The sequence below is a fragment of the Lichenicoccus sp. genome (genome assembly GCF_965276875.1).
Lineage (GTDB): Bacteria > Pseudomonadota > Alphaproteobacteria > Acetobacterales > Acetobacteraceae > Lichenicoccus.
This window is the reverse complement of sequence record NZ_OZ255701.1, coordinates 2,674,174-2,699,661: the sequence shown is the minus strand read 5'-3', so window position 1 is coordinate 2,699,661 and position 25,488 is coordinate 2,674,174. Positions and strand designations below refer to the sequence as shown.

The following is a 25,488-nucleotide window of genomic DNA, read 5'->3' as shown; positions in this document are numbered from 1 at the left end:
AGGCGACAGTTTTCAAGAATGGGGGGAAGGCCATCGATGCATGATTGCAGCGGAACGTGGGATGGCTTGTTCAGCTATCCAAGGCGTTACGACCCGACCAGCTTTGTCGCTGAACTGCGACAGGCCTCGGAGTGGCTCACCGGCTCCACCCAGGAAACGGCGCAGCGCGGCTTGTATGCGGGCTCGATGGTCACGGCCAACCTTATGGGCAAAATCGCCGGCCGCAATATTACGTTGCTGAAAACCTACGACCGGCCCGATGCCGCGCATGACGCCGTCCGCTATATCGGAGAACTCAACGAAGCGGGCACCGAAATCGATGGGACATGGGTCAACAATAGCTGGTCAGGACGTTTCCTGATGATTCGAGCCCGGAAACGCCACACACAGCGATCGGACGCCGAACTGTCTCGCCTGCTCGTCGCGGCGAGATCGGCCAGATAAACCTCGACGAAGTCGCGGGGTCCGGCCTGTTTAACGCCGCCGCTTCGGTGGACACCGCGGCCGGGGCTCTCCCGAACGCCGGACGACCTGTTTCGCTTACAGCACGCCTGATTGTTACGAATCCGAATGAGACACGCTAGAGTCCCCGTCGCGCTGGCTGCTCAAACATCGAGCGCGCGACGGGAGAGATTATGAAGGCGGAGCTTCTTGACGTATTCGCGGTGCGGGCCAATCCGCTTCGCTGGAACCAGCCCGAGGGCGTCGCCCGCGGCTGGGTGGAGCATATGCTCGACAGCGGGGTGCGGCTGCATCTGGTCGAGGTGCAGTATGGCGAGCGACCGTTTCAGTACGCCGAGATCCCGCACGTCAACCATATCGGCCTGCGCGCCCGGACCTGGTGCTGGTCGAAGGAGAACGCGCTGAATATCGGCATCTCGCGGGTGCCCGATGCGCGCTACATCGCGACCTCGGACAGCGACATCTTCCATCGTCGTGCAAGCTGGGCGGTCGAGACGGTGCAGGCCCTGCAGCATTACGACGTCGTGCAGCCCTGGTCGGATGCCTACGACCTCGGACCCAACGACGAGCATATCCAGCATCATGTCTCGTTCTGCCGGCAGTATCTGCACGGCCAGCCGGTCTGCCCGCGCGGGCCGAAATGGTGGAAGTTCAGTGGCGGCCCGTACGACTATCCGCATACCGGCTATATCTGGGCCTGGACCCGGCAGGCGCTCGACTGGCTCGGCGGCCTGTTCGACATCGGCGGCATGGGCGCGGGCGACCACCACATGGCCCTGGCCCTCACGGGGCATGGCCTGATGTCGCTGCCAGGGGGTTGCTCGAGCGCCTATCGCGACCACCTCCTGCGCTGGCAGGCACGCGCGACCGCGCACATCAACGGCAATATCGGCTATGTGCCCGGCACCATCGAGCACCGCTTCCATGGCCGCAAGGCGGATCGCGGCCATTTGAGCCGCTGGGACATGTTCATCCGCCACGGCTTCGACCCGGACACCGACCTCAAGCGCAACACCTATGGCGTGTTCGAATGGACCGGCAACAAGCCAGACCTGCGACGCGAGTTCGACCTGTATTTGCGCAGCCGCAACGAGGACGTGAACGTCCTGTAGCGGCGACTACTCCCCGACCGCCGCAGCACCCGGGTGGCGGCGGTCGATGCCGCCGAACACATGCTCGCCGTTGTGGGGCGTAACGTCGAGTGCCGGGCCGCCGACCAGCACACCCTCGGCCGAGCCCCACGGCGCATGCTGCTTAAAGACGTAGCCTTCGCCGATCAGCGTCTTGACGACGGGATCGGGCAGCGCCCCGGGCTCCATCCAGACCGGCTCCGGTGTCCATTGTTCATGGAAGCGTCCGTCATCGATCGCCTGCTGGATGGTCTGGCCGTGATCGACAACGCCGAGAACCACCGACAGCACGATGGTCGGGATCAGCGAGCCGCCCGGCGAGCCGATCGCCATGACCACATGGCCGTGCCGGGAGAGGATTGTGGGTGTCATCGACGACAGCGGCGTCTTGCCGGGAGCCACCGCGTTGGCCTGGCTGCCGACGATGCCGAACATGTTGGGCGAGCCAGGCTTGGAGGAGAAATCGTCCATCTCGTCGTTCAGCGTCACACCGGTGCCTGGAGCCACCACCTGCGCGCCGAACCAGCCATTGAGCGTGTAGGTCATCGACACCGCGCGGCCCTGCTTGTCGACGATCGAGAAATGCGTGGTCTCGGGCTTTTCGTTCTGCGTCACCGGCGGCAGGTTGGCCATCGCCAGGGCATGATCCTTCGGCGTCACCCGGCGCACCGCGGCGGCGTAGCCGGGGCTGGTGAGGCGCGCCACCGGATCGTGCACGAACCGCGGGTCGCCGAGGTCCTGGCGGTCCTCGTAGGCGCGCCGCATCGCCTCGATCTCGCGCTGCGCGGACGGCGCGGTGTGGTAGCCAAGTGCCCGCATGTCGTAGCCGGAGAGGATGTTGAGCATCTCGCACAAGGCGACGCCGCCGCCTGAAGGGGGCGGTGCTGTATCGACGAGAAAGCCACGATAGGTGCAGGTCACCGGCTTGAGCTGGCGCGCCTTGTAGGTGGCGAAGTCGCCCATCGCCAGGATGCCGCCGTTCTTTTCACTGGCATCGACGATCGCCTGCGCCACCGGCCCGGCATAGAACGCAGCCTTGCCGTGCTTGCTGATCGCATCGAGGGTGTGGGCGAGATCGGTCTGCACCAGCCGGTCGCCGGCCTGCCAGGGGGTGCCGTCGGGACGCAGGAAGATTTTCGCGGCCGCCGGGTCGGCCTTGAAGCCGGCGGTGCTGGTATGCAGCAACGCGGCATCGAGCGGGCCGAGCACGAAGCCGTCACGGGCCAGCTTGATCGCCGGCGCCATCACCTCCGCGCGCGACAGGGTGCCGTACTTGTGCAGCACCAATTCCATGCCGGCGACGGTGCCGGGCACGCCGATCGCCTTCCAGCTATGCAGCGACAGGCCGGGGATGACGTTGCCCTTGGCGTCCTGGAACATCGTGGCCGTGGCGGCGAGGGGCGCCCGTTCGCGAAAATCGATGAACACCGCTTGGCCGTTCGGCTGCATCAGGGTCATGAAGCCGCCGCCGCCGATATTGCCGGCGGCCGGCAGCACGACGGCGAGGGCATAGGCGACCGCCACAGCCGCATCAGCGGCGTTGCCACCCTTGGCCAGGATTTCGGCGCCGACGTGCGAGGCGATCGACTGTGCCGTCACCACCATGCCGTGCGCGGCTCCCACCGGTGGCGGCGAGTCCGCGGGCGCATGCGCGCCGGAAAAGGCGAGCGGGTCCTTGGCCCAGGCGGAGGCACATACGGAAGCGCTGGAGGCGGCCAGCGCCAGCCCGGTCAGGAATAAGGCGGCTTGTGCAGGCCCCCGGGCGAGAGCGTGAAGATTTCGCATCCGTCCTCCGTGACACCGATCATGTGCTCGAACTGAGCGGACAGGCTGCGGTCGCGCGTTACCGCTGTCCAGCCATCTTCGAGGATTTTCACGTCGGGACGTCCGGCGTTGACCATCGGCTCGATGGTGAAGAACATGCCGGGCGCGAGCACGGTGCCCTGACCGGGCTTGCCGAAATGCAGGATGTTCGGGGCTTCGTGGAAGCGCTGGCCGACGCCGTGGCCGCAGAAATCGCGCACCACGGAGAAGCGCTGCTGCTCGACATAGCTCTGGATGGCGTGGCCGAGATCGCCCAGCGTGCGACCCGGACGCACTGCCGCCAGCCCGCGCTGGAGAGCCTCGTAGGTCACGTCGATCAGCATCGAGGCGCGACGCGCGATCGGCTCGACGACATACATGCGGCTGCTGTCGCCGAACCAGCCGTCGAGTATCGAGGTGACGTCAATATTGAGGATGTCGCCGTCGTGCAGCCGGCGCTCACCGGGGATGCCGTGGCAGACCACGTGGTTGATCGAGATGCAGGAGGACTTCGGATAGCCGCGATAGTTCAGCGTGGCGGGAACGGCGCCGTGGTCGAGGGTGAACTGGTGGATCAGGCGGTCCAGTTCACCGGTGGTGACGCCGCTGCGCACGTGCGGTGCAATCATGTCGAGCGTCATGGCCGCGAGACGCCCGGCCGCGCGCATACCCTCGAAATGCTCCGGCGGGTGCAGGATGATGTGCCTCCCGTCCGTCTCGCCATCCATGCTGCGCCCTCTTTGTAATCAAGTCATCGCGACAGCGAGGAAAATGAGCGGCCATACGGCCTAAAGCAAGGCTGCTTTGGGTCGGGATGTGCGCAGAGCGCGTAGGCGTGGTCTTAGCCGTTCGACTGTGTCGGACTCTCCACCCGGCTCAGCCGTAGCGGCGAGACATGGTGGACATGCGCGAGAACCCGACGCAGGCGCGCACCAACAAAGTGCAGGGCGTGGCCGTGATGGCGGCGGTATTGCACGCCAGTCAAATGTAGCCGGGCATAATGCGAATGGGCGAAGTGGCGCAGATGATGCCGGCCATGCCAAAGCGGGCGGCCGCGCCGGTGATTGGAGACCAGGGTCAGGGGCGTCCGCTCATGGCGCGGGGCCGGCCGGGCAAGCGGTGCCACACCCTCGGCCGCGAATCCGGCGTCGAGGAGGTTCTCCATCATCGCGGAGCGCTGCGGGTTGGTGCGAGCGCCAAGTACGACGCCGATCAGGCGGACATTGCCGCGCACCGCCGACGTGATGAGATTGTGGCCGGCCTCGGCGGTGTAGCCGGTCTTGAGCCCGTCTGCCCCCGGATACAGACGCAGCATCGCGTCATGATTGCCGATATAGCGGCCGTGGAACATGAACGCAGGGACCGAGAAATAGCGATAGTCGTCCGGAAAGTCGTGAATCAGATGCCGGGTCAGCATGGCGAAATCGCGCGCGGTGGAGACCTGCGCCGGGTCGGGCAGTCCGGACGCGTTGCGAAAGACAGTATCGGTCATGCCAAGCAGCCGCGCCTGCCGGGTCATCAAATCGGCGAAATGAGGCTCGCTGCCGCCGCCGATCAACTCGCCCAGCGCGCAGGCGGCGTCGTTTGCCGACTTCGTGACCAGGGCCAGGATCGCCTGCTGCACAGTCATGTAGGTGCCCGGCACCAGGCCGAGCTTGGACGGCTCCATCGAGGCGGCATGTGCGGAGACCGGCACCGCCTGGTCGAGGGCGATACGGCCCTGGTGCAGCGCCCGGAATGCCAGATAGAGCGTCATGAGCTTGGTGAGGCTGGCCGGATAGCGACGCAGGTCGGGGTTGTAGTCCTGCAGCACCCGCCCGTTATTCGCGTCCACCACGAACGAGCTGACCCTGCCGACATATTGCGCCCGTGCACGCGGGCAGGCCACGATCAGCAGACCCAGAGCCATCAGCGCACACGGGGCCAAAAGGCCGATGAGCGAGAGCAGGCGACCCCGGCTGTCCATAACAGCGCCATCCGCGACCATGTCGATCCCCCTACGCAACGGATAGTGCGCCCGCATCGGTCGACCGGCACAGCTCGCTTTGGCGTGATGACCTGACGGTAATGTCTCCGGCGCCGCCGCGTCCAGTAGATTCTCTTCCAATCTTAAGGGGTTGGTCGGATTTTTTATGATACATCCGGGCTGTTGCGCGGGCGGTTAGCGCGCATTGTGACGCTTCCATGCGCAGTAAAGCCTGCGTTAGTATGCGGTCATGCCGAAGCGACCCCCGCAGCCGCCGCACGATGCGCCAGCCGAAGCACGGCCCGGAGCACGGCGGTATACGCTTGCGCAAGCCGCGCCCCACCCCCATCTGGCCGGCATCATGCGTCACATCGTCACCAGCGGCCCGACCGGCCCCGGCACTCCAAAAAATCCCGATCGTCGGGATCAGGGCGGCCAGGGCGACGACACGCCCAACACCGGCGTCGTCGTCAAGACGCGTCCGCGGACGCGCAAGCCGGCGATGTACAAGGTCCTGATGCTCAACGACGACTACACGCCGATGGAGTTCGTGGTCCACGTGCTCGAGCGATTCTTTCAGAAGAACCGCGACGAGGCGACGCGGATCATGCTGCACGTGCACAAGCGGGGCGTCGGCGTTTGCGGGGTGTTTACCTACGAGGTCGCCGAGACCAAGGTAACCCAGGTGATGGATCTGGCACGGCAGAACCAACACCCGTTGCAATGTACGATTGAGAAGGACTGAAGAAGCTCCTTCTCACGGGACGGGACACTTCCCATATCGCCTGATGCTCCCCACAAGGGGCGCGTTTTCTCTGGCCTTCCTTGCGAAACCCCCCAAAGATGCGTTCTGAAGCGGCTTCAGGACCACAGCCTCGGGGACAGTGCGCGGCGGGCCTGATCGGAAGGAGCGTCATCCATGTTGTCTCGCAACCTCGAACAGACGCTCCATCGCGCCCTTTCGCTCGCCGGAGAGCGCAGGCACGAATATGCGACGCTCGAACATCTCCTGCTCGGACTGGTCGATGACGGTGACGCTGCCACCGTACTGCGCGCCTGCGGCGTCGACCTCGACAAAATTCGCGCCGACTTGACCGAATTCCTCGACAAGGATCTTGCCGGCCTCGCCTCCGACCGCTCCAGCGAACCCAAGCCGACCGCGGCGTTCCAGCGCGTGGTGCAGCGTGCGGCGATCCACGTGCAATCCTCCGGCCGAGACGAGGTCACCGGTGCCAACGTGCTGGTGGCGCTGTTCTCCGAGCGAGAAAGCCATGCGGTCTATTTCCTGCAGCTCCAGGACATGACCCGGCTGGATGCGGTCAACTTCATCTCGCACGGCATCGCCAAGGCGCCCGGTCGTTCGGCGCAGCGCCCCGTGGCCGGCGCCCCGAACAGCGAGAATCCGGAGACCGAGCGCGAGGAGCGCGGCCGCGGCGGCAAGAACCAGGACGGGCTGTCGGCCTACTGCGTCAACCTCAACAAGAAGGCACTGGCCGGCAAGATCGACCCGCTGATCGGACGCGACCAGGAGATCGAGCGCACCATCCAGATCCTCTGCCGCCGCACCAAGAACAATCCCCTCTATGTCGGCGATCCCGGCGTCGGCAAGACCGCCATCGCCGAGGGCCTGGCCAAGCGCATCGTCGAAGGCGACGTGCCGGAAGTGCTGGCCAAGTCCACCATCTACGCCCTCGACATGGGCGCACTCCTTGCCGGCACCCGCTACCGCGGCGACTTTGAGGAGCGGCTCAAGGCGGTTGTTACCGAGCTCGAAAACAATGCCGGCGGCATCCTGTTCATTGATGAGATCCACACGGTGATCGGCGCGGGTGCGACCTCCGGTGGGGCGATGGACGCCTCGAACCTGCTCAAGCCGGCGCTCGCCCAGGGCACGCTGCGCTGCATCGGCTCGACCACCTACAAGGAGTTCCGCAACTACTTCGAGAAGGACCGCGCCCTGGTGCGCCGCTTCCAGAAGATCGACGTCAACGAGCCGTCGATCGAGGACGCGGTCAAGATCCTGCGCGGCCTGAAGGCGAACTACGAAAAGCATCACAAGGTGCGCTACACCGAGGAGGCGATCCGTGCCTCGGTCGAACTCGCCGCCAAATACATCCACGACCGCAAGCTGCCGGACAAGGCGATCGACGTGATCGACGAGGTCGGCGCCTCGCGCATGCTGCAGCCAGAGGGCAAGCGGCGCAAGACCGTAACCTTGCGCGATGTCGAGGAGATCGTCGCCAAGATCGCCCGCATCCCGCCCAAGAGTGTCAGCGCCGACGACAAGGAAACGCTGCGCACGCTGGAGCGCGACCTCAAGGCGATGGTGTTCGGCCAGGACCGCGCCATCGAGGCCCTGGGTGCCGCGATCAAGCTGTCCCGTGCCGGCCTGCGCGACGCCGAGAAGCCGATCGGCAATTATCTGTTCTCCGGGCCCACCGGCGTCGGCAAGACCGAGGTCGCCAAGCAGCTCGCCTCCACGCTGGGCATCGAGCTGATCCGCTTCGACATGTCGGAATACATGGAGCGGCACAGCATCTCACGGCTGATCGGGGCACCTCCGGGCTATGTCGGCTTCGACCAGGGCGGCCTGCTGACCGACAGCATCGACCAGCATCCGCACGCCGTCCTCCTCCTCGACGAGATCGAGAAGGCGCACCAGGACTTGTACAATATCCTGCTGCAGGTCATGGACCACGGCAAACTCACCGATCACAACGGCAAGACCGTCGATTTCCGCAACGTCATCCTGATCATGACGACCAATGCGGGTGCCGCCGACCTGACCCGCGAGGCGATCGGCTTCGGCCGAGACAGCCGCTCGGGCGAGGATGAGGAGGCGATCAAGCGGATGTTCACCCCCGAGTTCCGCAACCGTCTCGACGCGATCATTGCCTTCGCCGGCCTCACCCCGGAGATCGTGGCCCAGGTGGTCGAGAAGTTCGTCCTCCAGCTCGAGGCGCAACTCGCCGACCGCAACGTCACCATCGAGCTGTCCTCGGCGGCAAAGGAATGGCTCGCCGAACGCGGCTACGACCGTCTCTACGGCGCCCGCCCCCTCGCGCGCGTGATCCAGGAGCACATCAAGAAGCCGCTCGCCGAGGAGCTGCTGTTCGGCCAGCTGGTCAAGGGCGGCTCGGTCAAAGTCAGCCTGCGCGACGGCAAGCTCGCCTTCGATTATCTCGAAGCGACCGCCACTCCGGGCCGGCCGGAGAGCGATGGCGACGAAGGGGGATCGGAGCGGGAGTCGGAGACGGCGAACTAGTCTGAACGGGGGTCTGGGGCCTCCAGGCCCCAGCGGGGTCCAGGGGCAGCGCCCCTGGCCTTGCTAACCGTCTGCCTCGGCACGCAGCAGCATACGCGCCGCCTCCAGGGCTGCGCGATCTTCCGGCTCCGGCGGCTGGAGCGAGAGGTCCTCCAGCGCCTCGATCATCGCCTCGACCACCACCAGGCGAGCGAACCATTTGTGATCCGCCGGGACTACGAACCACGGCGCCTCGGGCGATGCGGTCTCGATAATTGCGCGCTCGTAGGCTTCCTGATACGCGGCCCAGCGGGCGCGCTCCTTGAGGTCGCTTGCCGAGAACTTCCAGAGCTTGTCCTCGTCGTCGAGGCGGGCCAGCAGGCGACGGCACTGCTCCGCCTTGGAGATGTGCAGGAAGAACTTCAGCGGCAGGATGCCCTGGCGAGCGATGTAGCTTTCGAAATTGCGGATGTCAGCGTAGCGATGCTTCCAGAGATCGTGCCGGCGTGCCTCGGGCAGGCGCTGTGCGGCCAGTACTTCGGGATGCAGACGGGCGACCAGCACCTCCTCATAGTGGCTGCGATTGAAGACGCCGATCTGGCCACGCTCTGGAAGGGCTGCATGGATGCGCCAGAGGAAGTCGTGCGCCAGTTCGACCGGGCCGGGCTGCTTGAATGACATGACCCGCACGCCCTGCGGATTCACCCCGGACAGGACGTGGCGGATGGTGCCGTCCTTGCCGCCGGCGTCCATCGCCTGGAACACTGCCAGCAGGGCCCAGCACTGCGAGGCGTAGAGGTCGCGTTGCAGGTCCGCGAGCCGCTCCACTCCTTCGGCGAGGAGTGCCACGGCGTCGGCTTCATCCAGGCCGCCGGTGTCCTCGGTGGCGCGCTCGCCGAGGTGAAAATGCTTGCCCTTGGTCACGCGGGTCGCGGCCACCAACGCCCGGCGCGCCTTCTTCTTCATGCGTCGGTGCGCTTGATCTGCAGGGCGGCGGGCGCCTGGCAGGTTGGCATCAGCTCAATACGGTTGATGTTGACATGTCGTGGCAGCCCGACCACCCAGGCGACGCTCTCGGCGATATCCTCAGGGCTCAGCGGCGTGGTGCCGGCATAGACTTTGGTGGCTTTCGCCTCATCGCCGCCGAAACGTACGGCGCTGAACTCGCTGCCGCCGACCAGACCCGGCTCGATATTGCTGACGCGCACGTTGCGGCCCACCAAGTCGGCCTTGAGGTTGAGCGCGAACTGCAGAACGAACGCCTTGGTGGCGCCGTAGACGTTGCCGCCCGGATAGGGGTAGTCGCCGGCGATGCTGCCGAGGGTGACGATATGACCGCGGTCGCGCGCGACCATACCTGGCAGCAGGGCACGCACCGTCTGCATCAGCCCGGTGACGTTGGTGGCCACCATCTGCTCCCAATCCGTGAGCTTTGCCTCCTGCGCGGGCGCGATGCCGAGAGCGAGCCCGGCGTTGGCGACGAGCACGTCGACCTCGCGCCAGCCTTCGGGCAGGCCATTCGGCAGGGCGGCGATCGCCGCCGCGTCGTTCACATCCAGCACGAAGGGCAGCAGCGCCGGCCCCAACTCGTCTTGCAGCGCCTCCAGCCGCTCACGACGACGCGCCGTGGCGATGACTCGATGGCCGTCGCGCACGAAGCGCCGCGCGATCGCGCGTCCGAAGCCGGCGCTGGCACCGGTCACCAGGATGGTGAGGCTCATTGCTGTCTCTCCGCGTTGTCGGTGCCGCCCTGAACGTCGCCGGGGAGCGCGGGTTGTGCCAGCCGGCGTTCGAGCTCGGCCTGGTCGGCCATGCGCAACCCGTCGGGGCCGTAGAGCCGCAACTGCCGCCAGGACGGCGCCGGCAGCAGTTCGGCGGCACGGCGCAGGGCGGCCTCCTCGGTGCCGAAATGCTCGCGACGGTCCGCCGCCCGGCCGCCGGCTGCGGCACCTCGCCCCGCCTCTTCGTCACTCGGCGCCTGCGGGATGGTGGGCACCGGCTCGTCGCTGAACGCCAGAATATAGGCCATGCGGACCATCCTTGCCGGTGTCTGTCGCACGATACGCTTGCGTGGCCCGCATGTTCTGCCACATCTGTGGTCATGGTTTCACTACAGCCCGACCTCGATGCCGGCCTCACCGGACGGCTGCTGATCGCAATGCCGGCCCTGGTCGCCTCGCCGTTCGCGCAGAGCGTCATCTTCCTGTGCGCCCACTCGACCGAGGACGGGGCGATGGGCCTGGTGGTCAACCGCCGGCTCGGCCAGCCCGGCTTCGACGAGTTGCTGGAGCAGCTTGGTGTCGCACCGAGGCCGCCACGGCGACGGATCATGCTCTGCGCCGGCGGCCCGGTCGAGAATTCGCGCGGCTTTGTCCTGCACAGCGCCGACTGGACCGGAGACGGCAGCTTGGCGGTCGACGACTCTGTCGTGCTGACCGCCAGCCTGGACGTGCTGAAGGTGATCGCGGGCGGTGCCGGTCCGCGCCACGCGCTGCTAGCCCTCGGTCACGCGACCTGGGCGCCGGGCCAGCTCGAGCAGGAAATCCAGCAGAATGCCTGGCTGGCCGCTCCCTCCAACGATTCGATCGTGTTCGGTAGCGACCACGACAGCAAGTGGCGGCGCGCCCTGGGATCGCTGAACATCGATCCGATCCGCCTGTCCAGCGTCGTCGGCCACGCCTGACGACTGCCGCGCTACCACATGAACGAAGGGATGGTAGCGATCGGCGCCAGACCGGCATTGGCGGCTTCAGCGTCGGCCAGCGCATGGTTGTCGCCGATCAGTTCGGCATGGATGCCGCCAAGCACCCAGCAGGAAGCGATCCCTGCCACCTTGGCGCCGGCGATGTCGGTGGCCAGCGCGTCGCCGACAGCGAGGACGCGCGCGAGCGGCACCCCCAGCATCGCGAACACCGATGCGTAGACCTCCGGGTACGGCTTGCCGATCGACCGCACTTCGCCGCCATATTGCGCATAAAAGCGCGCCAGCAGCCCGGCGCAGATGATCCTGGCGCCACCGCGGACGATCTCGAGATCGGGGTTGGCGCAGAGCATCGGCAGGCCCAATCCGGCGCAGTGCCGAAGCAGCGGCAGGTATGGCTCCGGACCGGTCTCGCCGTCATCGTCGTTCGGGCCGGTGTTGAGAACGAAATCGGCGGATGCCGGGTCAGCCGCGAGGTCCAGATCGAGCCCCTCGATCAGGTTGCGGTCCTTCTCCGGTCCGAGATGCAGCACCCGGCGGCCCAGACGCGCGATCCACGGATCGGTGCGTTCCAGCAATGCCATGCGGGTCGCCTCGCCGCTGGTCAGCACGGCGTTATAGCAGCCGTCGGGTATTCCCATCGCGCGTAGCCCCCGCGCCACCCGCGACGCACGGCGCGGCGCATTGGACAGCAGCACCACCCGCTTGCCGGCAGTTTGCAGCCGCCGCAGACAGTCCATGGCGCCGTCGTAGGGCGAAATCCCGTCATGCATGACGCCCCAGAGATCGACGATGAAACCGTCATACTCCGTGGCCAGCGGTGCGAAGCCGGTCAGATGGCGCATCACAGGGCGGTTCCTTTCGCATCAGCCAGGCGGGCAATCCCCTGCGCACGGAGGAGGTCGGCAAGATCGGCGCGCAGGCGACGCGGCAGTGCCGGTCCTTCCAGGACGAAGCCGGTATAGAGCTGGACGAGATCGGCACCGGCGCGCACGCAGTCGAGCACGTCCTGCGCCTCGGCGATGCCGCCGCAGCCGACCAGCACCAGCCGGCCGCGCGCCAGCCTCGCGACAGTGGCGAGCATGGCGGCACTACGCGCACGCAACGGCCGCCCCGACAGCCCGCCGGACTCGCCTGCGTGCCGCGAACGCAGCCAGTCCGGACGCGACAGCGTGGTGTTGGTCAGGATCAGCCCGGCCGCGCGCCCCTCTATCGCGGCTTCGACAAGTCCGGCCAGGCTCTCGCTCGGCAAGTCCGGGGCGAGCTTGACCAGGATCGGCCGCGCCAGGCTGTTCGCCACTGCCACGGCGTCGAGCAGGGCTGCAAGGAAAGCGGCCTGCTGCAGGTCACGCAGCCCCGGCGTGTTCGGTGAGGAGAGGTTGATGACGAGATAATCCGCCCACGGTGCCGCCGCACGCACAAGGTCGGGATAATCGCGCAGCGGCACGGCACCTTGCTTGTTGATACCGAGATTGATGCCGACCGGCACGCCGGCCACGCGCCTGGCGCGTGCCAGGCGAGCGAGCATGGCGTCGATGCCCTGGTTGTTGAAGCCCATCCGATTGATCAGGGCGCCATCCTCGGCAAGACGAAACAGCCGCGGCCGTGGGTTGCCGGATTGCGGCCGCTTGGTCACCGTGCCGACCTCGACGAAGCCGAAGCCCAGCCGGGCCAGCGGCCGGACCACTTGGGCGTTCTTGTCGAAACCAGCGGCAATGCCGATCGGGCTGGCGAAACGCAGGCCCAGCGCCTCGACCGCCAAAGCCGGGTCCGCGGGCCGGCGTGCGACTCCGCCGAGACCGAGCATCAGCCCGGAAATCGCCAGCGCGTGCGCCCGTTCGGGATCGAGGCGGCGCACGGCGGCCATCAGCAGAGTGGGCATCAAAGGCGGCATCATTCCTCACTCCTGCCGCAACGCGGCGCGATGTCAAAGACTGCCGGTAAAATCAGCCGGACACTTGCGCGCTCCCGGCCAAGTCGCGATCCTGTGTTGAATGTACGACCAGCCCTATCTTGAAAGTTGCTGCCGCTCTGCATTGCACCGCTTGATCCTCGCGGGTGCTGGCGGCAGACCGCCGGAACCCAAGGACCTGCCCTGCCTGCGGCGGCTCGACGAAATGGGGTTGGCCGAACAACGCGAGGACGGCCGCTACGGGATTACGCAGGCCGGGCGGGCACGCCATGCCTCCGAAGTCATGATGACAGGCTGAACGGGACGATCCGATGCGCCACGAAGATGTCTGGCGGGCACTCGACACGCTGGCCGCGGAAAAGGGGCTGTCGCCGTCCGGGCTGGCGCGCGCCGCCGGTCTCGATCCGACCGCGTTCAATCGTTCGAAGCGTGCGACCGCGCATGGTCGGCTACGCTGGCCAAGCACCGAGAGCCTGAGTCGGGTGCTTGCCGCCACGGGTGCCAGTCTGGAGACCTTCACCGCCCTGGTCAGCGGCGCGCCACGCGCGCTTGCCGGGTTGCGCCCGTCATGGCGAGGCCTGGGCCACGGGCCGGCCGCGCGCCGGCTGCCGCAGGTCGCCTTCTCGTCTTTGCAAGCGGGCGAGGACCCGACCGAGTCCGGCGAGGAGACGGCGGCGCCGATCGTGGCCGATCCGGGCAGCTACGCAATCCGGCTGGACAGCCCGGCGTTCGAGCCGGTCCTGCGCGAGGGCGCGTTGCTGATCGCCTCACCGGAGGTGCCGGTGCGGGCCGGCGATCGGGTCATCCTGCGCGAGGCGAACGGCGCGATCCGGGCCGGCATCGTCAGCCTGGCACCGGCAGACACCATTGCCCTGGAGAGCTTCGGTGTGGCCGATCCAAGCGCCCTGCCGCGTGGGGCGATCGGCTGGATGCACCGGATCGGCTGGGCCAGCCAGTAGGATCGGTCGTCCGGCAAAAGGGAGCTGGCAGGTTGATTCTGCACATCGCGGATGGCTCGGTCGATCTGTTTCGTCACGTAAGCGCGGAAAAGGCCAGGGTCTATCGCGCGATCATGGATGTCTTTGCCGCTGCCAAGCGGCAATATCGCCTCCAGTTGCGGCCCGACGAAGTGCTCGCAAAAGCCGGCTGGCCGGACGCACCGCCGCGCATCGAGGAGCTGAATGCGGCACTCGGCCAGCTTGCGGAATGGGGAAATCTCGAAACGCATCCCGACACGGCGCGGGGTCGGGACCGCCATTTCAGCAGCCTGAAGCAATTGCCAATCGATCCTGAAGACAGGTTTACGGCCCTGACCGCCCTGGCGGAGTGGACCGGAACGCTGCAAGGCGACAATCCGGCCCAGCGCCTGCTGCAATCAGCCTACGAGGAGGCCAGCCGCACATTGGCGCGTCGAGGTGCCGCGCTCGAGACCCAGCAGCAGAGCTTGGAGGCGGAACGGAGACTGCTCGAAGACGAACGCGAACGCCTGCAATCCGGCGACACGATGGTACCACCTTTGCCCTACACCCGCGGCGCTACCCGGGAGGTGCGTGACGGCGCACCCTTATGGCAGCTGGTGGATTTTCGCGACGTGACGACCGCCCAGCAACGCGCCGGCCTGGAAGCGGCGCTTGAAGCCGCGGGCCTGCTCGATGCCTGGATTGCACCGGATTATCGCATTCAGGCCGGCGGCGATGGAGCCCCACTGCACGACACACAACTGCTGGCGCGGCGAGAGTCTGCCCCGTCGCTTGCCGCGTGGTTGGAGGTCACTGTGCCGCGAACATGGCGCAACACCATGGCGCTTTGGCGCCGCTGATTATCTTGCCGCCGTGCAAGCCGCACCTCGTCCGGGCCACACCCTTACGGGCAAGTCGGCGGAAGCAGTGTGGGACGAGGCGCTGACGCCCACCATGCGCGAACAAAGCCTAACCATCGCCGAAGAGGCCATGGCCAGCGTTTTGTTGCAGGATCTCGATCACCGATAAAGCCTGCGCCGCCGAACGCATCTCTCAGATGTGCTACACTTCTGTACGGTTGCACCGGGCCGTAGGCCCCGCTACAGGAGCGGCGGCCGACATGCAGCAAGCGAGGTAACGCATCGATGCGCAAGGATGCAGCAAGGAACCGCGAGAAGCTCGTCGCCGCGGCAAGTGCGATCATGCGCAGCGAAGGCGGTGACGTGCCGATGGAACTGATCGCCGAGCGCGCCGGCCTGACGCGGGGAACACTTTACCGCAATTTTCCGCATCGCCAGGCGGTCTACGAGGCGGTTCTTGAGAATGATCTCAGGGATCTGGCGGATCAGCTGGCGGCGGAGAGCGAAGCGGCACCACTGTCCTTCATCCGCAGGCTGACGGAACTCATGTCGGTCTACGACAAATTCCTGGTCGCGCTCGCGGCGATGCCTGATTACGACGCGACAAAAAACCAGGAGCGGATGGCCGCGGCGATCGCGGCGCCGCTTGCCGCCGCGCAACGACAGGGTCTGCTCCTCGCCGATCTGACCGGAGAGGATGTCCTGATGGCATCCCGGATGCTCGCATCGCACCTTCTGCTCGACAATCCAGCCGATCCTGAGGCGGCATTCACACGGCGGCTGGAGCTCCTCATGAGAGGACTTGGCCCCGGTCGGCCCGGCGCTTCAGCCCAGCCGATACACCCGGTGCTCAAAGCCAATTCTGCCATCCGCGGCAGGGCATAAACGTCCCTGGCCGATGAACGCTGTCTGGTTGACCCAGGCGTAGCGTGGTTCGCCGGACTCAAGAACCCAGTGCGACCCGATTGATTGGTCGGAGAAGCGGGTCGGCGCGCGGGTAGCCAAAGCCTGCATGAGTGTCTGATTGGCCTCGGCGGGGCCGAAGTAACGCGCGCCAATGATTGCACCGTCGTCCGTCTCGATCTGGATACGCACGTCCATACGAAGGAAGCCATCGTCGCCAACCAGCATCCAGTCGCCGCCAGATCCTGCGAGTCCACCACGAAGCCGCGCGCCCTCTACAACACCGTCGGTCATCTTGTAGAACTGGCGCCGCCCGAACGGGCCGCAACCTGCCTCGCGTGGCCCTTCGCAAGCGGCCCGGTAGGTGAACTCATGGATCAAATTAGGCGCGGGCTCGGACATGACGGCATCTCCAGCAATGCGGCTTAGGATTGGCGTTGTCAGATCTGTAGAAGACGCCGGGTCAGCGTTCCATCAGTACCGCGGGATCACCGGTAAACCAGGCATTATCGATCACGAGATGACGGATGCGCCAGAGCCGCGCATGCCGCCCGAGTTCTGCCGCATACCAATTCATCATCCGGCATTGCCGCGACGGATCGCCTTTGGCGATGTGGGTCGCGTCGACCAGCGCCTGCAGCCGTGCGGTCTCACCCGCGACCTGGACGCGGCCATTGGTGATCACATGCGTTGTTGTCTGTGTCACAGATGTCCCAGCCAGGAAGCCGACGATGGTTTCGCTGCCATTCATGACGGGAAACGGCAGCCCCATCTTGCGACCGCACGGACCGAAATCCACGACGACCTCGTCGTGAAAGACGCTGGCGAGCAGGGCCTGGTCGCCGAAATCGACCCCGGCGCCGAAGCGATACAGGGCATCGACGATATCAATCTGGTCGCGTGGCGACGGGAGAGACGGCTCGGCGTCTGTCATGAGCACGCTCCAGAACGATCGATGCTGCGAGCGCCCCTGCCCAGCTGACGCCGGTTCACGCGCCGAACTCCATATTGATACCGTAATAGGAGCGACCGACAGCGAGGCAGGCGCCGATCTCTTCGCGTGTGCGCGCCTGCATGCCGGCCTCGAACGCACCAATTGCTGATGCAAGATCGGTCGGCGAGTCGGCGGTCAGAGCGTCGGCCAGTTCCAGTGCGTCCAGTAGCGCCAGGTTCACGCCCTTGCCGGTAAAGGGCGGCATCACATGGGCCGCATCGCCCAGCATGGTCAGCCCTGGCTGGGTTTCCCAACCATAATCCGGCGGCATGATGGACAATGGCCAGCGCTGGAAGCCGCCATCGAGCTCGGTGAGCATTGCGAGGAGATCGGGCGAGATGTCGTGATAGGCCTGCCTGACCGCTGTCAGAACCGCGGCGGTATCAGAGATGTCAAAGCTCTCGCGGGCGGGCCAATCCTCGGCAACAATCATCGAGAAATAGAGCAGGATGACGTTGCGGGCGCAGCGCTGAACGAAGATCGTGCGCTTGTCGCCCGCAATCATCATCGAACCCTCGCCAAGCAGATCGGAGACCGCGGAGTTGCGCCACAGGTCGCGTCTGATGTTGGCCGCCAGCATGGTATGGCCGGTATAGGATGGCCGAACCGAGGTAAGGCGCTCGCGCACTTTCGACCCGATGCCGTCGGCGCCGACGATGAGATCCGCCGTGACCGACGGATGGTTTTCGAACTCCAGCCGCCAGCGGCCGCTCGCGTCACGATCCGCATTGGTGACAAGGCTGTTCCAGATAATCGTCCCGGGCTGCAGCGAGTCGACCAGCAACTGCCGCAGTTCGCCGCGATCGATCTCGGGGCCGGCATCCTCGTGCGTCTCCCCACCCCCGTCTGGAATCGGCTTGCCGCTTGCATCGAGGAGCTTGAAATCCGCGGCCTCACTGCGCGACGCGCGCTCGAAGACCTGCCAAAGCCGGGCCGCCTTGATCGCTCGCTGGGCCAGGCTCGGGCGCAGGTCCAGGCTGCCGCCCTGCGGCCGGGCACTGGCTGACGCATCGCGTTCATACACGCTCACCGACACGCCGCGCATCTGCAGGAGGCGCGCAAGCGTCAGACCAGCAGGGCCCGCGCCGACAATGGCGACGGAGCCGGCTCGGCGGATTTCGGATGTCGTCATAGCGGGTTTCCTTCAGACTTATGGCCGCCAACGCTGCGCGATTGACCTTGATCGACAGCCAGACGTGGAGGCACGCGGCACGTCCCTACACAAACCGTACACCACTGTCAAACTTAAACGAACGCTTGTGTCCGTTTCTTGGACGGGAATTGCGGCCGAACTTGGCTTGGCCTACCAGGTCGTGAACCCGCAAAGCAGATGGATGATCATGCCGAGGGTTGCCCCCATGATCATGCCTCGCTGCTTCTTCTCGACGGCGATCAGAACGTCCGCGCCCTGGATCAGGGCTGCGGTGAACAAGAGCAGGGATACCGGAACGCCTGCATACCAGAACGGCACAAGCCCCGCCGAAATCGCCAGAGGTACGGCGCGGGCAACGTACATGCGGACGTAGAATTTCTCAACGGCGCTTGATCGCGACAGAATTTGAGGTCTGACCAGAGCGATTGAAGCAAAGCCTCCCGAGGCTGCTGACGCGAACAGGTTCAGAATGATCAACGTGAGATGCACCTGATACCCCCGCTTCGTTCGCAGCGTGACACCTAGCTTTCATGCTCTCGTCCAGAACTGGTGCGGGAAGCCAGCGGTCGCTTGGAGGTCCGGCGCCACGACGCTCTGGCGGTGCTGGATCCCGTCGCTGCGCGGTGCAGCAGGAACAGCGCCTGCTCGCCGAACAGGTTGGCGAGCTGCACCGAGCCTTTCCAAGGCGCGCGGTCGCCCTTGTCGTCGACGGCAAACCAGCGCTGGACGGTATAGCCATCGCGTGCGCACAGCGCAAAGAAGTCGCGGATCGTGCAGGGATGGATATTGGGGGTCTCGAACCAATCCGCGGCCCAGCTCTCGGTCATCGGCATGCGTCCGAGCAGCAGCAGTTGAGCGCGCAGCCGCCAATGGCCGAAATTGGGAAAGCTGACGACGGCGCGGGTGCCGATCCGCAGCATCTGCCGCAGCACCTCGCGCGGCCGCTCGACTGCCTGCAGGGTGCGCGACAGCACGACGTAGTCAAACGCGCCGTCCGGATAGTGCGCAAGGTCGGCATCGGCGTCGCCCTGCATCACCGGCAGCCCATGCGCCACCGAGCGGGTCACCTCGGCCATGTCGATCTCGATGCCGCGGGCGTCGCAGTCGCGCGTACGGAACAGATGCTCGATCAACGAGCCGTCGCCGCTACCGATATCGAGCACGCGCGAGCCTGGCTGGATCATCTGCGCGATCAGCCGCTGGTCGAGACGCATCCCTCAGGCGAGGCCCGCATGTTCGGCGGCACCGGCGAGAAAGCCGCGCACGGTGCGGTCGAGTGCGGGTTCGTCCAGCAAAAAGGCGTCGTGGCCCTTGTCTGTCTCGATCTCGACGAAGCTGACATTGGCCGCGGCCCGGTTCAACGCGCGCGCCACGGCGCGGGACTGCGCCGTCGGGAACAGCCAGTCCGACGAGAATGAGATCACGCAAAACCGCGTCCGGGTGCCGGCAAAGGCCGCCGCGAGATCGCCGTCATGGTCGGCGGCAATATCGAAATAATCCATCGCCCGGGTGATGGTCAGATACGCGTTGGCATCGAACCGGTTGACGAAGCTGCTGCCCTGATGGCGCAAATAGCTCTCCACCTCGAACATTTCGCCGAACAGCGACAGCGGTGCTGCCGTGCCGTGCTGCTCGCCGCGCAACCGGCGCCCGAACTTCCGCGTCAGCGCCTCCTCGGAGAGATAGGTGATATGCGCCATCATCCGCGCCACGGCCAGGCCGCGCGCCGGGGTGCGCGCCTCCGCCCAATATCGGCCGCCGCTCCAATCCGGGTCGGCGAAGATCGCCTGCCGGCTGACCTCGTTGAAGGCGATGTTCTGCGCCGAATGGAACGAGGCGGTCGCCATCGGCACCGCCGCGAACACCAGCTCCGGATAGCTCGCCGCCCATTGCAGCACCTGCATGCCGCCCATCGAGCCGCCGACCACCGCGAACAGCCGGGCAATGCCGAGCTCGGCGATCACCTGCCGCTGCGCCCGGACCATGTCGCGAATGGTGATCGGCGGAAAATCGGTGCCCCACGGCTCCGCCTCGGCCGCATCGCGCGGCGAGCGCGGACCGGTGGAGCCCATGCAGCCGCCCAGCACGTTCATGCACAGCACGTAATAACGATCGGTGTCGATTGGCAGGCCGGGTCCCACCATGCGCGCCCACCAGCCCGGCTTGCCGGTCAGCGGGTGGCGTTCGGCGACATACTGGTCGCCGGTCAAAGCGTGGCAGACCAACACCACGTTGTCGCGGGCGGCGTTCAGCGTACCCACGCTGCTGAGCGCGATCTCCACCGTGGCGAGGTGGACGCCGCAATCCAGCGTGACGCCGCCGGGCAGCCGTATGCCGCGATGCGCGATCTCGGTCGACGTGTTCAGGTCCATCGGCTGGCAAAATGCCAGAAGCCGCCGCGTCCGTCACGCCGGCGCGGTCGCATTGGGCATTACGTCTCCAGGTTGCAACAGAACGTTCTTATATCGCATTAACTAAGCACACAAAATCATGACTTTACGTCTGTATGCAGAGTGAGATACGATCCTCGTTGAAACCCGTAAGAATCACAGATGCAACCGCAGATTTCAGACGCCTCATCGCAGTCGGGCTTTCAGCCGATCGATGCCCTGCGCGTGCTGGGGCATTCTGGTCTGTTCGACGCCGCCTATTATCTCGGCTGCAATCCCGACCTCGCCGGGCTCGGCTCTGAGGCGCTCGCGCATTATCACCGCTATGGCTGGCGCGAGGGGCGCCGGCCCAATCTGTATTTCGATCCGACCTGGTATCGCGCGCAATACCCCGAGGTGGCGGCCGCCGAGGTCGATCCCCTCCTGCACTACATCAATGCCGGCGAGGCCCAGGGCTTCCGGCCCGTCGCCTGGTTCAACCCGGTCTGGTACGCGCAGACCCACAAGCCGCCATCCGGCATGCTGGCGCTGCGCCACTATCTGCTGCACCGGCAGGGCGGCGGGGTCAGCGCGATGCCCGAATTCGACCCCGGCTTCTATCTGCGCAGCTACCCGGACGTGGCCGCCGCCGGGCTCGACCCACTCGAACACTACATGGTCCAAGGCTTCCGCGAGGCGCGCCGCCCGTTCGGTATTATGTAGCACCCGCCACCAAGGCGGGGCGGTATACGGGGCGGCCGGGGCCGCATGCTCTCAAGCAGCCCGGATCGGTCGGGCCTGCTGGGGATGCGGTTAGATGAGGTGGTGCAGCTTAATCGCTGCGGCAATAGTGGCTTCTGCTTGCGTAGTGATGCCTTCTCTAGCCGATTCTCGCATAGAAGCACGGCCCGAGAGTGACGTCCTTTGGGGACAGGGGCATGTCTTCTCGCCTCACAAGGTCGAGGAACTGAATCAGATTCTTTCCTACCGGGAAGAGTCTGACGGTGAAGAACACTTCCTCATCCGATCCCGTTCCTTTGTAAGCGACAGCGATAACGACCCTGAGTTTGAGGACGCTTCTGTCCTGACGAGCCCACATAGGCTTGTCGGCAAATGGATCGGGGATGACGCACCAATAGCGACCGGTGTGCGCCTCCGACGGGGTGAGAACGTCACCGAGCCTGGTCGATTCGCAACGTTCCACGGTCCTCTTAACGAGGCTGTTGATACAGTTCTCATCGCTGTTGGCAAACGCTGCATCAATTCCCGCAACCGAGTAAACAACGTTTCTCGCAGCAACCCTTCCTACGTTGGTGCATGTAATCTCCAGAAAGACTTCGAGGTTCCTGCGGCTTGGATCAGAGTTATCATAGTCAACGCCCTCGGTCAGGCGGGCATTCATGGTCAGCCAAGGTCTGAGGTCACGAGCAGCCATCTCCCGAGCATGTTCGAGAGCCTTGTTGCTTTGGGCGATAGACCTTTCGGCAGAAAGGACACTGTCCTGAGCCGCTTTGGCAGCGACCCTGGTGTAATGGAGAGTGCGGAGAACGAAGAACGTTCCGACAACCCCTATCCAGAACGTCAACTGCGCCCAGAATGCCTGAGCTTCGGTTGCCGAGGCGCTGCGCCATTCTATGCAAAGTTCTTCTTGATGGCTGTCCTTGGATGGCTGGCAGGCACTTTGATCAATGAGGCCGGAATACGAGGGCAGGGCACGACCTGGAGGGGGGAGTTTCTGTTCGCTGGGGGCATATTGTGCCTTCTTATGGCTTTGTGCGCTGGTTTTCTGTTCAGCTAGCGCGGTAGAGAACCACAGAGCTAAGACCAGTCCTCCACCCGCAAGGTATGAGCGCCAATGGCGCGCATGACGGCGAACAGGAACCATGCGGGGAACGCTCCTCGGTTGACCTTGGCGGCCACCGACGTATCCGTCTCCGGTATCCCCATCTCCGTCAACGCTTCGCTAGCTCGGCATAACCCACGTCAGCCCGCTTTAGCTCTGCCTTGAGGTGGCGTCGGGCGTGATCTGCCCACTTTTCGTTTGTGCCTGCCATGTCGGTTCTCCTCCACTTCCGAAGAGAATACGACATATGTGTCGGTTTTGCTATTGCAAGATGGCGTCGGATATCCTACATATGTGTCGTTCTAACGACGGATATGGCGATGTCCTCTCACTTCCTCCTCTCCTCCAAGGCCCGCACGCTCTCTCTGGCGAAGGTGCTGCGCATGTCGGACCTGGAAGCCGAGACGATGTTCTCCGGCATCCGGTGGCCTGAGACGGATGGCAAGGCGACCTGCCCGCATTGCGGCTGCCCGACCTGCTACGAGGCGCGTCGTCCGAACGGTGCGCTTCGGTTCCGCTGCAAGGCGTGCCGCAAGGACTTCTCACTCACGTCCGGGACGCTATTCGCCTTCCACAAGCTGCCGCTCCAGACATACCTCGCGGCGGTCGCGATCTTCTGCAACGAGGTCAAGGGCAAGAGCGCCCTGGCCCTGAGCCGTGACCTGGACGTGCAATACAAGACGGCGTTTGTGCTTTCCCACAAACTGCGTGAGGCGATGGCCGTAGAGATGCGCGGCTTCAAGCTGGGCGGCGTCGGCAAGATCGTGGAAGTCGATGGCGGCTACTTCGGCGGCTACGTGAAGCCCGCCAATCTGCGTGAGAACCGGGTCGACCGCCGCCTGCTCAAGAACCAGAACGGCAAGCGCCAGTGCGTTGTCGTGGTCCGGCAGCGCGACGGTTTCACACTCCCTGCCGCCTTCCCATCCGAAGGCGCGGCCATCTCCTTCATCCGCAACCGGGTTGAAGTCGGAACCGAGATCATGACCGACGAGGCGGCTTCCTGGAACGCCCTGCACGCCCGCTACGCCGTCAAGACGATCAACCACCAGGTTGCCTACAGCCTGGATGGCGCCTGCACGAACGGCGCGGAGAGCTTCTTCTCCCGGATGCGCCGGGCCGAGCAGGGCCATCACCACCATATCAGCGGCGTCTATCTTGCCCGCTACGCCCAGGAGAGCGCATGGCGCGAGGATCACCGCAGGGTCAGCAATGGCGGCCAGGTGCGGGGTGTGGTGGCCCTGGCGCTCAAGGCGCGGCCGAGCGTGGACTTCTGCGGGTATTGGCAGCGGGCAGAACAGTAAAACTCCTGATGGAGAACCCCAAGCGGGAGCGCGGAATACATGCTGGAAATCTGGCCTTCCGTCACCTAGTTGACATCGCTTGGCAACATTGGATCAGGGTAGATAGAAGATAGAGTCCTGACTATAGAGAAGCGCGTTGCAAGATCATGCCTTGCTGCACTTTTGGCTTTTGCGATATTTAGTCCTTTTGTTTCGAGAGTCTTCAAGGTATCGGAAAAAGACATTACTCCGTGACCGTCTGCATCGTTTGCTGACACCACGTCTAGGATACAGAACGCTAGGCACTTACGCTTTCTGTCTACGCTTGTTATCTCAATCTCACGAATACATTCAGCCGTTGCCTGGGCAATGCCAACGCATGTCTCTTGTCGTTGGCTGGCTGGATCTATTACGAAGGTCATGAGATCACTTTTGGGAGTGAACGCCAGTCGAGCAATAGACTCGTTAGCCTTGCTAAGCCTTCGGGGGTCAAAGGCGTCTGCCTTGAGTTTGCCGTCGTTCGCGACGTTTTCGGCTTTGAAAACCACGAACAGGATAATCTCGTCGTTTCTGACTGCTCCCTTGCTTTTCGCCAGATCGTAGTGCTCGCTTGCGCCCTCACGGGGACGACCAGTCATTAGACAAATCTATAAGCGAGCGAGCCTTCGCGCAAGTCTTCGGGGAACTGGACGATCAAGTACAAAGTCCGTGATTCCGCTTCCGTACCGCGATGTCGAATCACTTAGACCGTAGGAACCCGTATTATCTCCGGAAAACATAATCAATACGCCACTGGTGCTTCCACGCCATTCTAAGGCCAGGAGGCCCTCTTCCTCAAACGAGACAGAGCTAGGCAAGTCGCTTACATGAGAACGGACAAGAAGTTCCTTCGCATCGCTGCAAGCAGAGCTTGCGATTGCAAGCTCGTCACCGACCAGACCCGCTCGTTTAAGACAATTTTTCATCAAGAGACTTAGCTTTTGATCGTAGCCGACAAAACCTAGACGAACCGGATCGCTTACCGGTATCATCATACCGAACTCCGGTGCTTTTGTAGTTTTTTGACCTACTACCAAGCTGAATAAGACAAGCAGCCGAGCCCTGGAGTGCGCTCTAGCGGCGAGGCTCCCTTTTTCAGATCTTTCCGTATTATGCGTGTCGATGAACTTAAAATCGCTGGCAAAGTGTTTTGCAGTAGATTGTACTACTTGATAAGGGTTGATTGACGGCAGAAAGGCAGCGGCGCTATAAGTAGATTCGACCATTCTAGTTACCCGGTTCCGGTGTAGCGGTAAGACGCTTTAATTCCGCAGCAAGTTGCTCGTCGTTCAAAGAAACTACAAACGTACGAAGATGATCTATATTTGCTATCATAGGCTTATGGGCAGCTAGCATTTGCTGGATGAGGAAGCTGCACATTTGGATAACCGCTGCAGTGGGCATGGCGACGGTCACCAAAAGCCTACGCTGCTCAACGGGTAACTTGTCTTCGTACACGACGGACTCAGTTCGATGGAATGAAAGACGACAAACGGCCCCGCTGATCATGGTCGAGGTTAAGCCGTCGACAAAGATCTCTTGGGTCACATCGGATTCGTATAGGTCGTATCCACCCGCTGGGGTCCGCTCAGACTGAGTGATACTTCCCAGAACTTGGCGGTTCGGGCCGGGACGACTAGCTCCCGGAAGTTGCGTCTTAATAGCCATCGATTACCGTTCTCCGCGCACGTTTTCTCCTCAGGCGTCGATCTGTCACGTTGCATCCCTACTGCTAATCCGACGATCCCGCAGCCGTTGGAGACTTACTTATCACACCACCGTGAGGTAGGGAGGATAACAGGGATGCCATTTTAAGGCCAGCGCCAGGTCTAGCATTATATCAATCCCGTATAGCTGACGCACCGACGGC

29 protein-coding genes and 1 pseudogene are annotated in these 25,488 nt (G+C 64.3%); 12 read left to right on the top strand and 18 right to left on the bottom strand.

Annotated features, from left to right (window positions below; translation table 11 throughout):
• Window positions 1–36 precede the first annotated feature (36 nt).
• Together ACQY4K_RS13120 and ACQY4K_RS13115 are read left to right on the top strand one after the other, a co-directional pair.
• Complete coding sequence (locus tag ACQY4K_RS13120; protein WP_428390642.1) at window positions 37–444, top strand: hypothetical protein; 408 nt, start codon at window positions 37–39, stop codon at window positions 442–444.
• 191 nt (window positions 445–635) lie between these two features.
• Window positions 636–1,574: a hypothetical protein gene (locus ACQY4K_RS13115; protein ID WP_428390641.1), complete on the top strand. Its 939-nt coding sequence runs from the start codon at window positions 636–638 to the stop codon at window positions 1,572–1,574.
• Between the two features lie 6 nt (window positions 1,575–1,580).
• Here ACQY4K_RS13115 and ggt read toward each other — a convergent pair whose 3' ends face one another.
• The 3 genes from ggt to ACQY4K_RS13100 form a co-directional block, all read right to left on the bottom strand.
• Window positions 1,581–3,377: a gamma-glutamyltransferase gene (gene ggt / locus ACQY4K_RS13110; protein WP_428390640.1), complete on the bottom strand. Its 1,797-nt coding sequence runs from the start codon at window positions 3,375–3,377 to the stop codon at window positions 1,581–1,583.
• A complete protein-coding gene (map, locus tag ACQY4K_RS13105) occupies window positions 3,323–4,123 on the bottom strand; it encodes a type I methionyl aminopeptidase (protein ID WP_428390639.1) in 801 nt (266 codons plus the stop codon). The genes ggt and map overlap by 55 nt, the downstream gene beginning before the upstream one ends.
• Window positions 4,124–4,236: 113 nt before the next feature.
• Window positions 4,237–5,361, bottom strand: coding sequence for a D-alanyl-D-alanine carboxypeptidase family protein (locus ACQY4K_RS13100; protein ID WP_428390638.1), 1,125 nt, complete (start codon window positions 5,359–5,361; stop codon window positions 4,237–4,239).
• Between the two features lie 361 nt (window positions 5,362–5,722).
• Here ACQY4K_RS13100 and clpS point away from each other — a divergent pair, with 361 nt between their 5' ends.
• Together clpS and clpA are read left to right on the top strand one after the other, a co-directional pair.
• A complete protein-coding gene (gene clpS, locus ACQY4K_RS13095) occupies window positions 5,723–6,106 on the top strand; it encodes an ATP-dependent Clp protease adapter ClpS (protein ID WP_428390637.1) in 384 nt (127 codons plus the stop codon).
• Window positions 6,107–6,280: 174 nt separating this feature from the next.
• A complete protein-coding gene (clpA, locus tag ACQY4K_RS13090; protein WP_428390636.1) occupies window positions 6,281–8,626 on the top strand; it encodes an ATP-dependent Clp protease ATP-binding subunit ClpA in 2,346 nt (781 codons plus the stop codon).
• A gap of 63 nt (window positions 8,627–8,689) precedes the next feature.
• On the opposite strand, the gene ACQY4K_RS13085 is transcribed toward clpA, so the two are convergent.
• Genes ACQY4K_RS13085 through ACQY4K_RS13075 form a run of 3 tightly spaced genes read right to left on the bottom strand, consistent with a single transcriptional unit; the run spans window position 8,690 to window position 10,634 of the window.
• Entirely contained in the window at window positions 8,690–9,571 is an 882-nt protein-coding gene (locus tag ACQY4K_RS13085; RefSeq protein WP_428390635.1) for a polyphosphate kinase 2 family protein, read from the bottom strand.
• Window positions 9,568–10,326, bottom strand: coding sequence for an SDR family NAD(P)-dependent oxidoreductase (locus ACQY4K_RS13080; RefSeq protein WP_428390634.1), 759 nt, complete (start codon window positions 10,324–10,326; stop codon window positions 9,568–9,570). Before ACQY4K_RS13080 ends, ACQY4K_RS13085 begins: the two co-directional genes overlap by 4 nt.
• Entirely contained in the window at window positions 10,323–10,634 is a 312-nt protein-coding gene (locus ACQY4K_RS13075; RefSeq protein ID WP_428390633.1) for a hypothetical protein, read from the bottom strand. Before ACQY4K_RS13075 ends, ACQY4K_RS13080 begins: the two co-directional genes overlap by 4 nt.
• 72 nt (window positions 10,635–10,706) lie before the next feature.
• On the opposite strand from ACQY4K_RS13075, the gene ACQY4K_RS13070 reads away from it, so the two are divergent.
• Complete coding sequence (locus tag ACQY4K_RS13070; protein WP_428390632.1) at window positions 10,707–11,288, top strand: YqgE/AlgH family protein; 582 nt, start codon at window positions 10,707–10,709, stop codon at window positions 11,286–11,288.
• Between the two features lie 11 nt (window positions 11,289–11,299).
• Here the strand turns inward: ACQY4K_RS13070 and ACQY4K_RS13065 are convergent, their stop codons facing one another.
• Window positions 11,300–12,151: a TIGR01459 family HAD-type hydrolase gene (locus tag ACQY4K_RS13065; RefSeq protein WP_428390631.1), complete on the bottom strand. Its 852-nt coding sequence runs from the start codon at window positions 12,149–12,151 to the stop codon at window positions 11,300–11,302.
• Window positions 12,151–13,200: a quinone-dependent dihydroorotate dehydrogenase gene (locus ACQY4K_RS13060; RefSeq protein ID WP_428396117.1), complete on the bottom strand. Its 1,050-nt coding sequence runs from the start codon at window positions 13,198–13,200 to the stop codon at window positions 12,151–12,153. Before ACQY4K_RS13060 ends, ACQY4K_RS13065 begins: the two co-directional genes overlap by 1 nt.
• 100 nt (window positions 13,201–13,300) lie before the next feature.
• Between ACQY4K_RS13060 and ACQY4K_RS13055 the strand changes: the two genes are divergently transcribed.
• The 5 genes from ACQY4K_RS13055 to ACQY4K_RS13035 all read left to right on the top strand — a co-directional run bounded on the left by ACQY4K_RS13055 (window position 13,301) and on the right by ACQY4K_RS13035 (window position 15,922).
• Window positions 13,301–13,516, top strand: coding sequence for a hypothetical protein (locus tag ACQY4K_RS13055; RefSeq protein ID WP_428390630.1), 216 nt, complete (start codon window positions 13,301–13,303; stop codon window positions 13,514–13,516).
• Between the two features lie 13 nt (window positions 13,517–13,529).
• A complete protein-coding gene (locus ACQY4K_RS13050; protein WP_428390629.1) occupies window positions 13,530–14,177 on the top strand; it encodes a helix-turn-helix transcriptional regulator in 648 nt (215 codons plus the stop codon).
• Window positions 14,178–14,209: 32 nt separating this feature from the next.
• On the top strand, window positions 14,210–15,037 hold the full coding sequence (locus ACQY4K_RS13045) for a DUF2397 family protein (protein WP_428390628.1): 828 nt from the start codon (window positions 14,210–14,212) through the stop codon (window positions 15,035–15,037).
• Between the two features lie 13 nt (window positions 15,038–15,050).
• Entirely contained in the window at window positions 15,051–15,206 is a 156-nt protein-coding gene (locus ACQY4K_RS13040) for a DUF2399 domain-containing protein (RefSeq protein ID WP_428390627.1), read from the top strand.
• A 116-nt stretch (window positions 15,207–15,322) separates the two neighbouring features.
• A complete protein-coding gene (locus ACQY4K_RS13035) occupies window positions 15,323–15,922 on the top strand; it encodes a TetR/AcrR family transcriptional regulator (protein WP_428390626.1) in 600 nt (199 codons plus the stop codon).
• On the opposite strand, the gene ACQY4K_RS13030 is transcribed toward ACQY4K_RS13035, so the two are convergent.
• The 6 genes from ACQY4K_RS13030 to metX all read right to left on the bottom strand — a co-directional run bounded on the left by ACQY4K_RS13030 (window position 15,863) and on the right by metX (window position 20,459).
• Entirely contained in the window at window positions 15,863–16,342 is a 480-nt protein-coding gene (locus ACQY4K_RS13030; protein ID WP_428390625.1) for a DUF3237 domain-containing protein, read from the bottom strand. The genes ACQY4K_RS13035 and ACQY4K_RS13030 overlap by 60 nt on opposite strands.
• A gap of 61 nt (window positions 16,343–16,403) precedes the next feature.
• Window positions 16,404–16,874, bottom strand: a complete 471-nt coding sequence (locus ACQY4K_RS13025) for a nuclear transport factor 2 family protein (protein WP_428390624.1) — start codon at window positions 16,872–16,874, stop codon at window positions 16,404–16,406.
• 55 nt (window positions 16,875–16,929) lie between these two features.
• Window positions 16,930–18,066 (bottom strand): FAD-dependent oxidoreductase, encoded by a 1,137-nt coding sequence (locus tag ACQY4K_RS13020; protein WP_428390623.1) that lies wholly within the window; start codon window positions 18,064–18,066, stop codon window positions 16,930–16,932.
• Window positions 18,067–18,237: 171 nt separating this feature from the next.
• A complete protein-coding gene (locus tag ACQY4K_RS13015; RefSeq protein WP_428390622.1) occupies window positions 18,238–18,564 on the bottom strand; it encodes a hypothetical protein in 327 nt (108 codons plus the stop codon).
• A 44-nt stretch (window positions 18,565–18,608) separates the two neighbouring features.
• On the bottom strand, window positions 18,609–19,301 hold the full coding sequence (gene metW, locus ACQY4K_RS13010; protein WP_428390621.1) for a methionine biosynthesis protein MetW: 693 nt from the start codon (window positions 19,299–19,301) through the stop codon (window positions 18,609–18,611).
• A 3-nt stretch (window positions 19,302–19,304) separates the two neighbouring features.
• The gene (metX, locus tag ACQY4K_RS13005) at window positions 19,305–20,459 is read right to left on the bottom strand and encodes a homoserine O-acetyltransferase MetX (protein WP_428390620.1); all 1,155 of its coding nucleotides are present in this window, start codon (window positions 20,457–20,459) and stop codon (window positions 19,305–19,307) included.
• A 180-nt stretch (window positions 20,460–20,639) separates the two neighbouring features.
• Between metX and ACQY4K_RS13000 the strand changes: the two genes are divergently transcribed.
• On the top strand, window positions 20,640–21,179 hold the full coding sequence (locus tag ACQY4K_RS13000; RefSeq protein ID WP_428390619.1) for a hypothetical protein: 540 nt from the start codon (window positions 20,640–20,642) through the stop codon (window positions 21,177–21,179).
• 157 nt (window positions 21,180–21,336) lie between these two features.
• Here ACQY4K_RS13000 and ACQY4K_RS12995 read toward each other — a convergent pair whose 3' ends face one another.
• Window positions 21,337–22,341 carry a hypothetical protein gene (locus ACQY4K_RS12995; protein ID WP_428396290.1) on the bottom strand — a complete coding sequence of 335 codons (1,005 nt, stop codon included), beginning with the start codon at window positions 22,339–22,341 and terminating at the stop codon, window positions 21,337–21,339.
• Window positions 22,275–22,510 (bottom strand): annotated as a pseudogene (locus tag ACQY4K_RS12990) (DUF6471 domain-containing protein). The gene ACQY4K_RS12995 and the pseudogene ACQY4K_RS12990 overlap by 67 nt, the downstream one beginning before the upstream one ends.
• 109 nt (window positions 22,511–22,619) lie before the next feature.
• On the opposite strand from ACQY4K_RS12990, the gene ACQY4K_RS12985 reads away from it, so the two are divergent.
• Window positions 22,620–23,600: an IS1595 family transposase gene (locus ACQY4K_RS12985; protein WP_428390618.1), complete on the top strand. Its 981-nt coding sequence runs from the start codon at window positions 22,620–22,622 to the stop codon at window positions 23,598–23,600.
• Window positions 23,601–23,665: 65 nt separating this feature from the next.
• On the opposite strand, the gene ACQY4K_RS12980 is transcribed toward ACQY4K_RS12985, so the two are convergent.
• Entirely contained in the window at window positions 23,666–24,217 is a 552-nt protein-coding gene (locus ACQY4K_RS12980) for a hypothetical protein (RefSeq protein ID WP_428390617.1), read from the bottom strand.
• Window positions 24,218–24,226: 9 nt separating this feature from the next.
• A complete protein-coding gene (locus tag ACQY4K_RS12975) occupies window positions 24,227–24,844 on the bottom strand; it encodes a hypothetical protein (protein ID WP_428390616.1) in 618 nt (205 codons plus the stop codon).
• Between the last annotated feature and the right edge of the window lie 644 nt (window positions 24,845–25,488).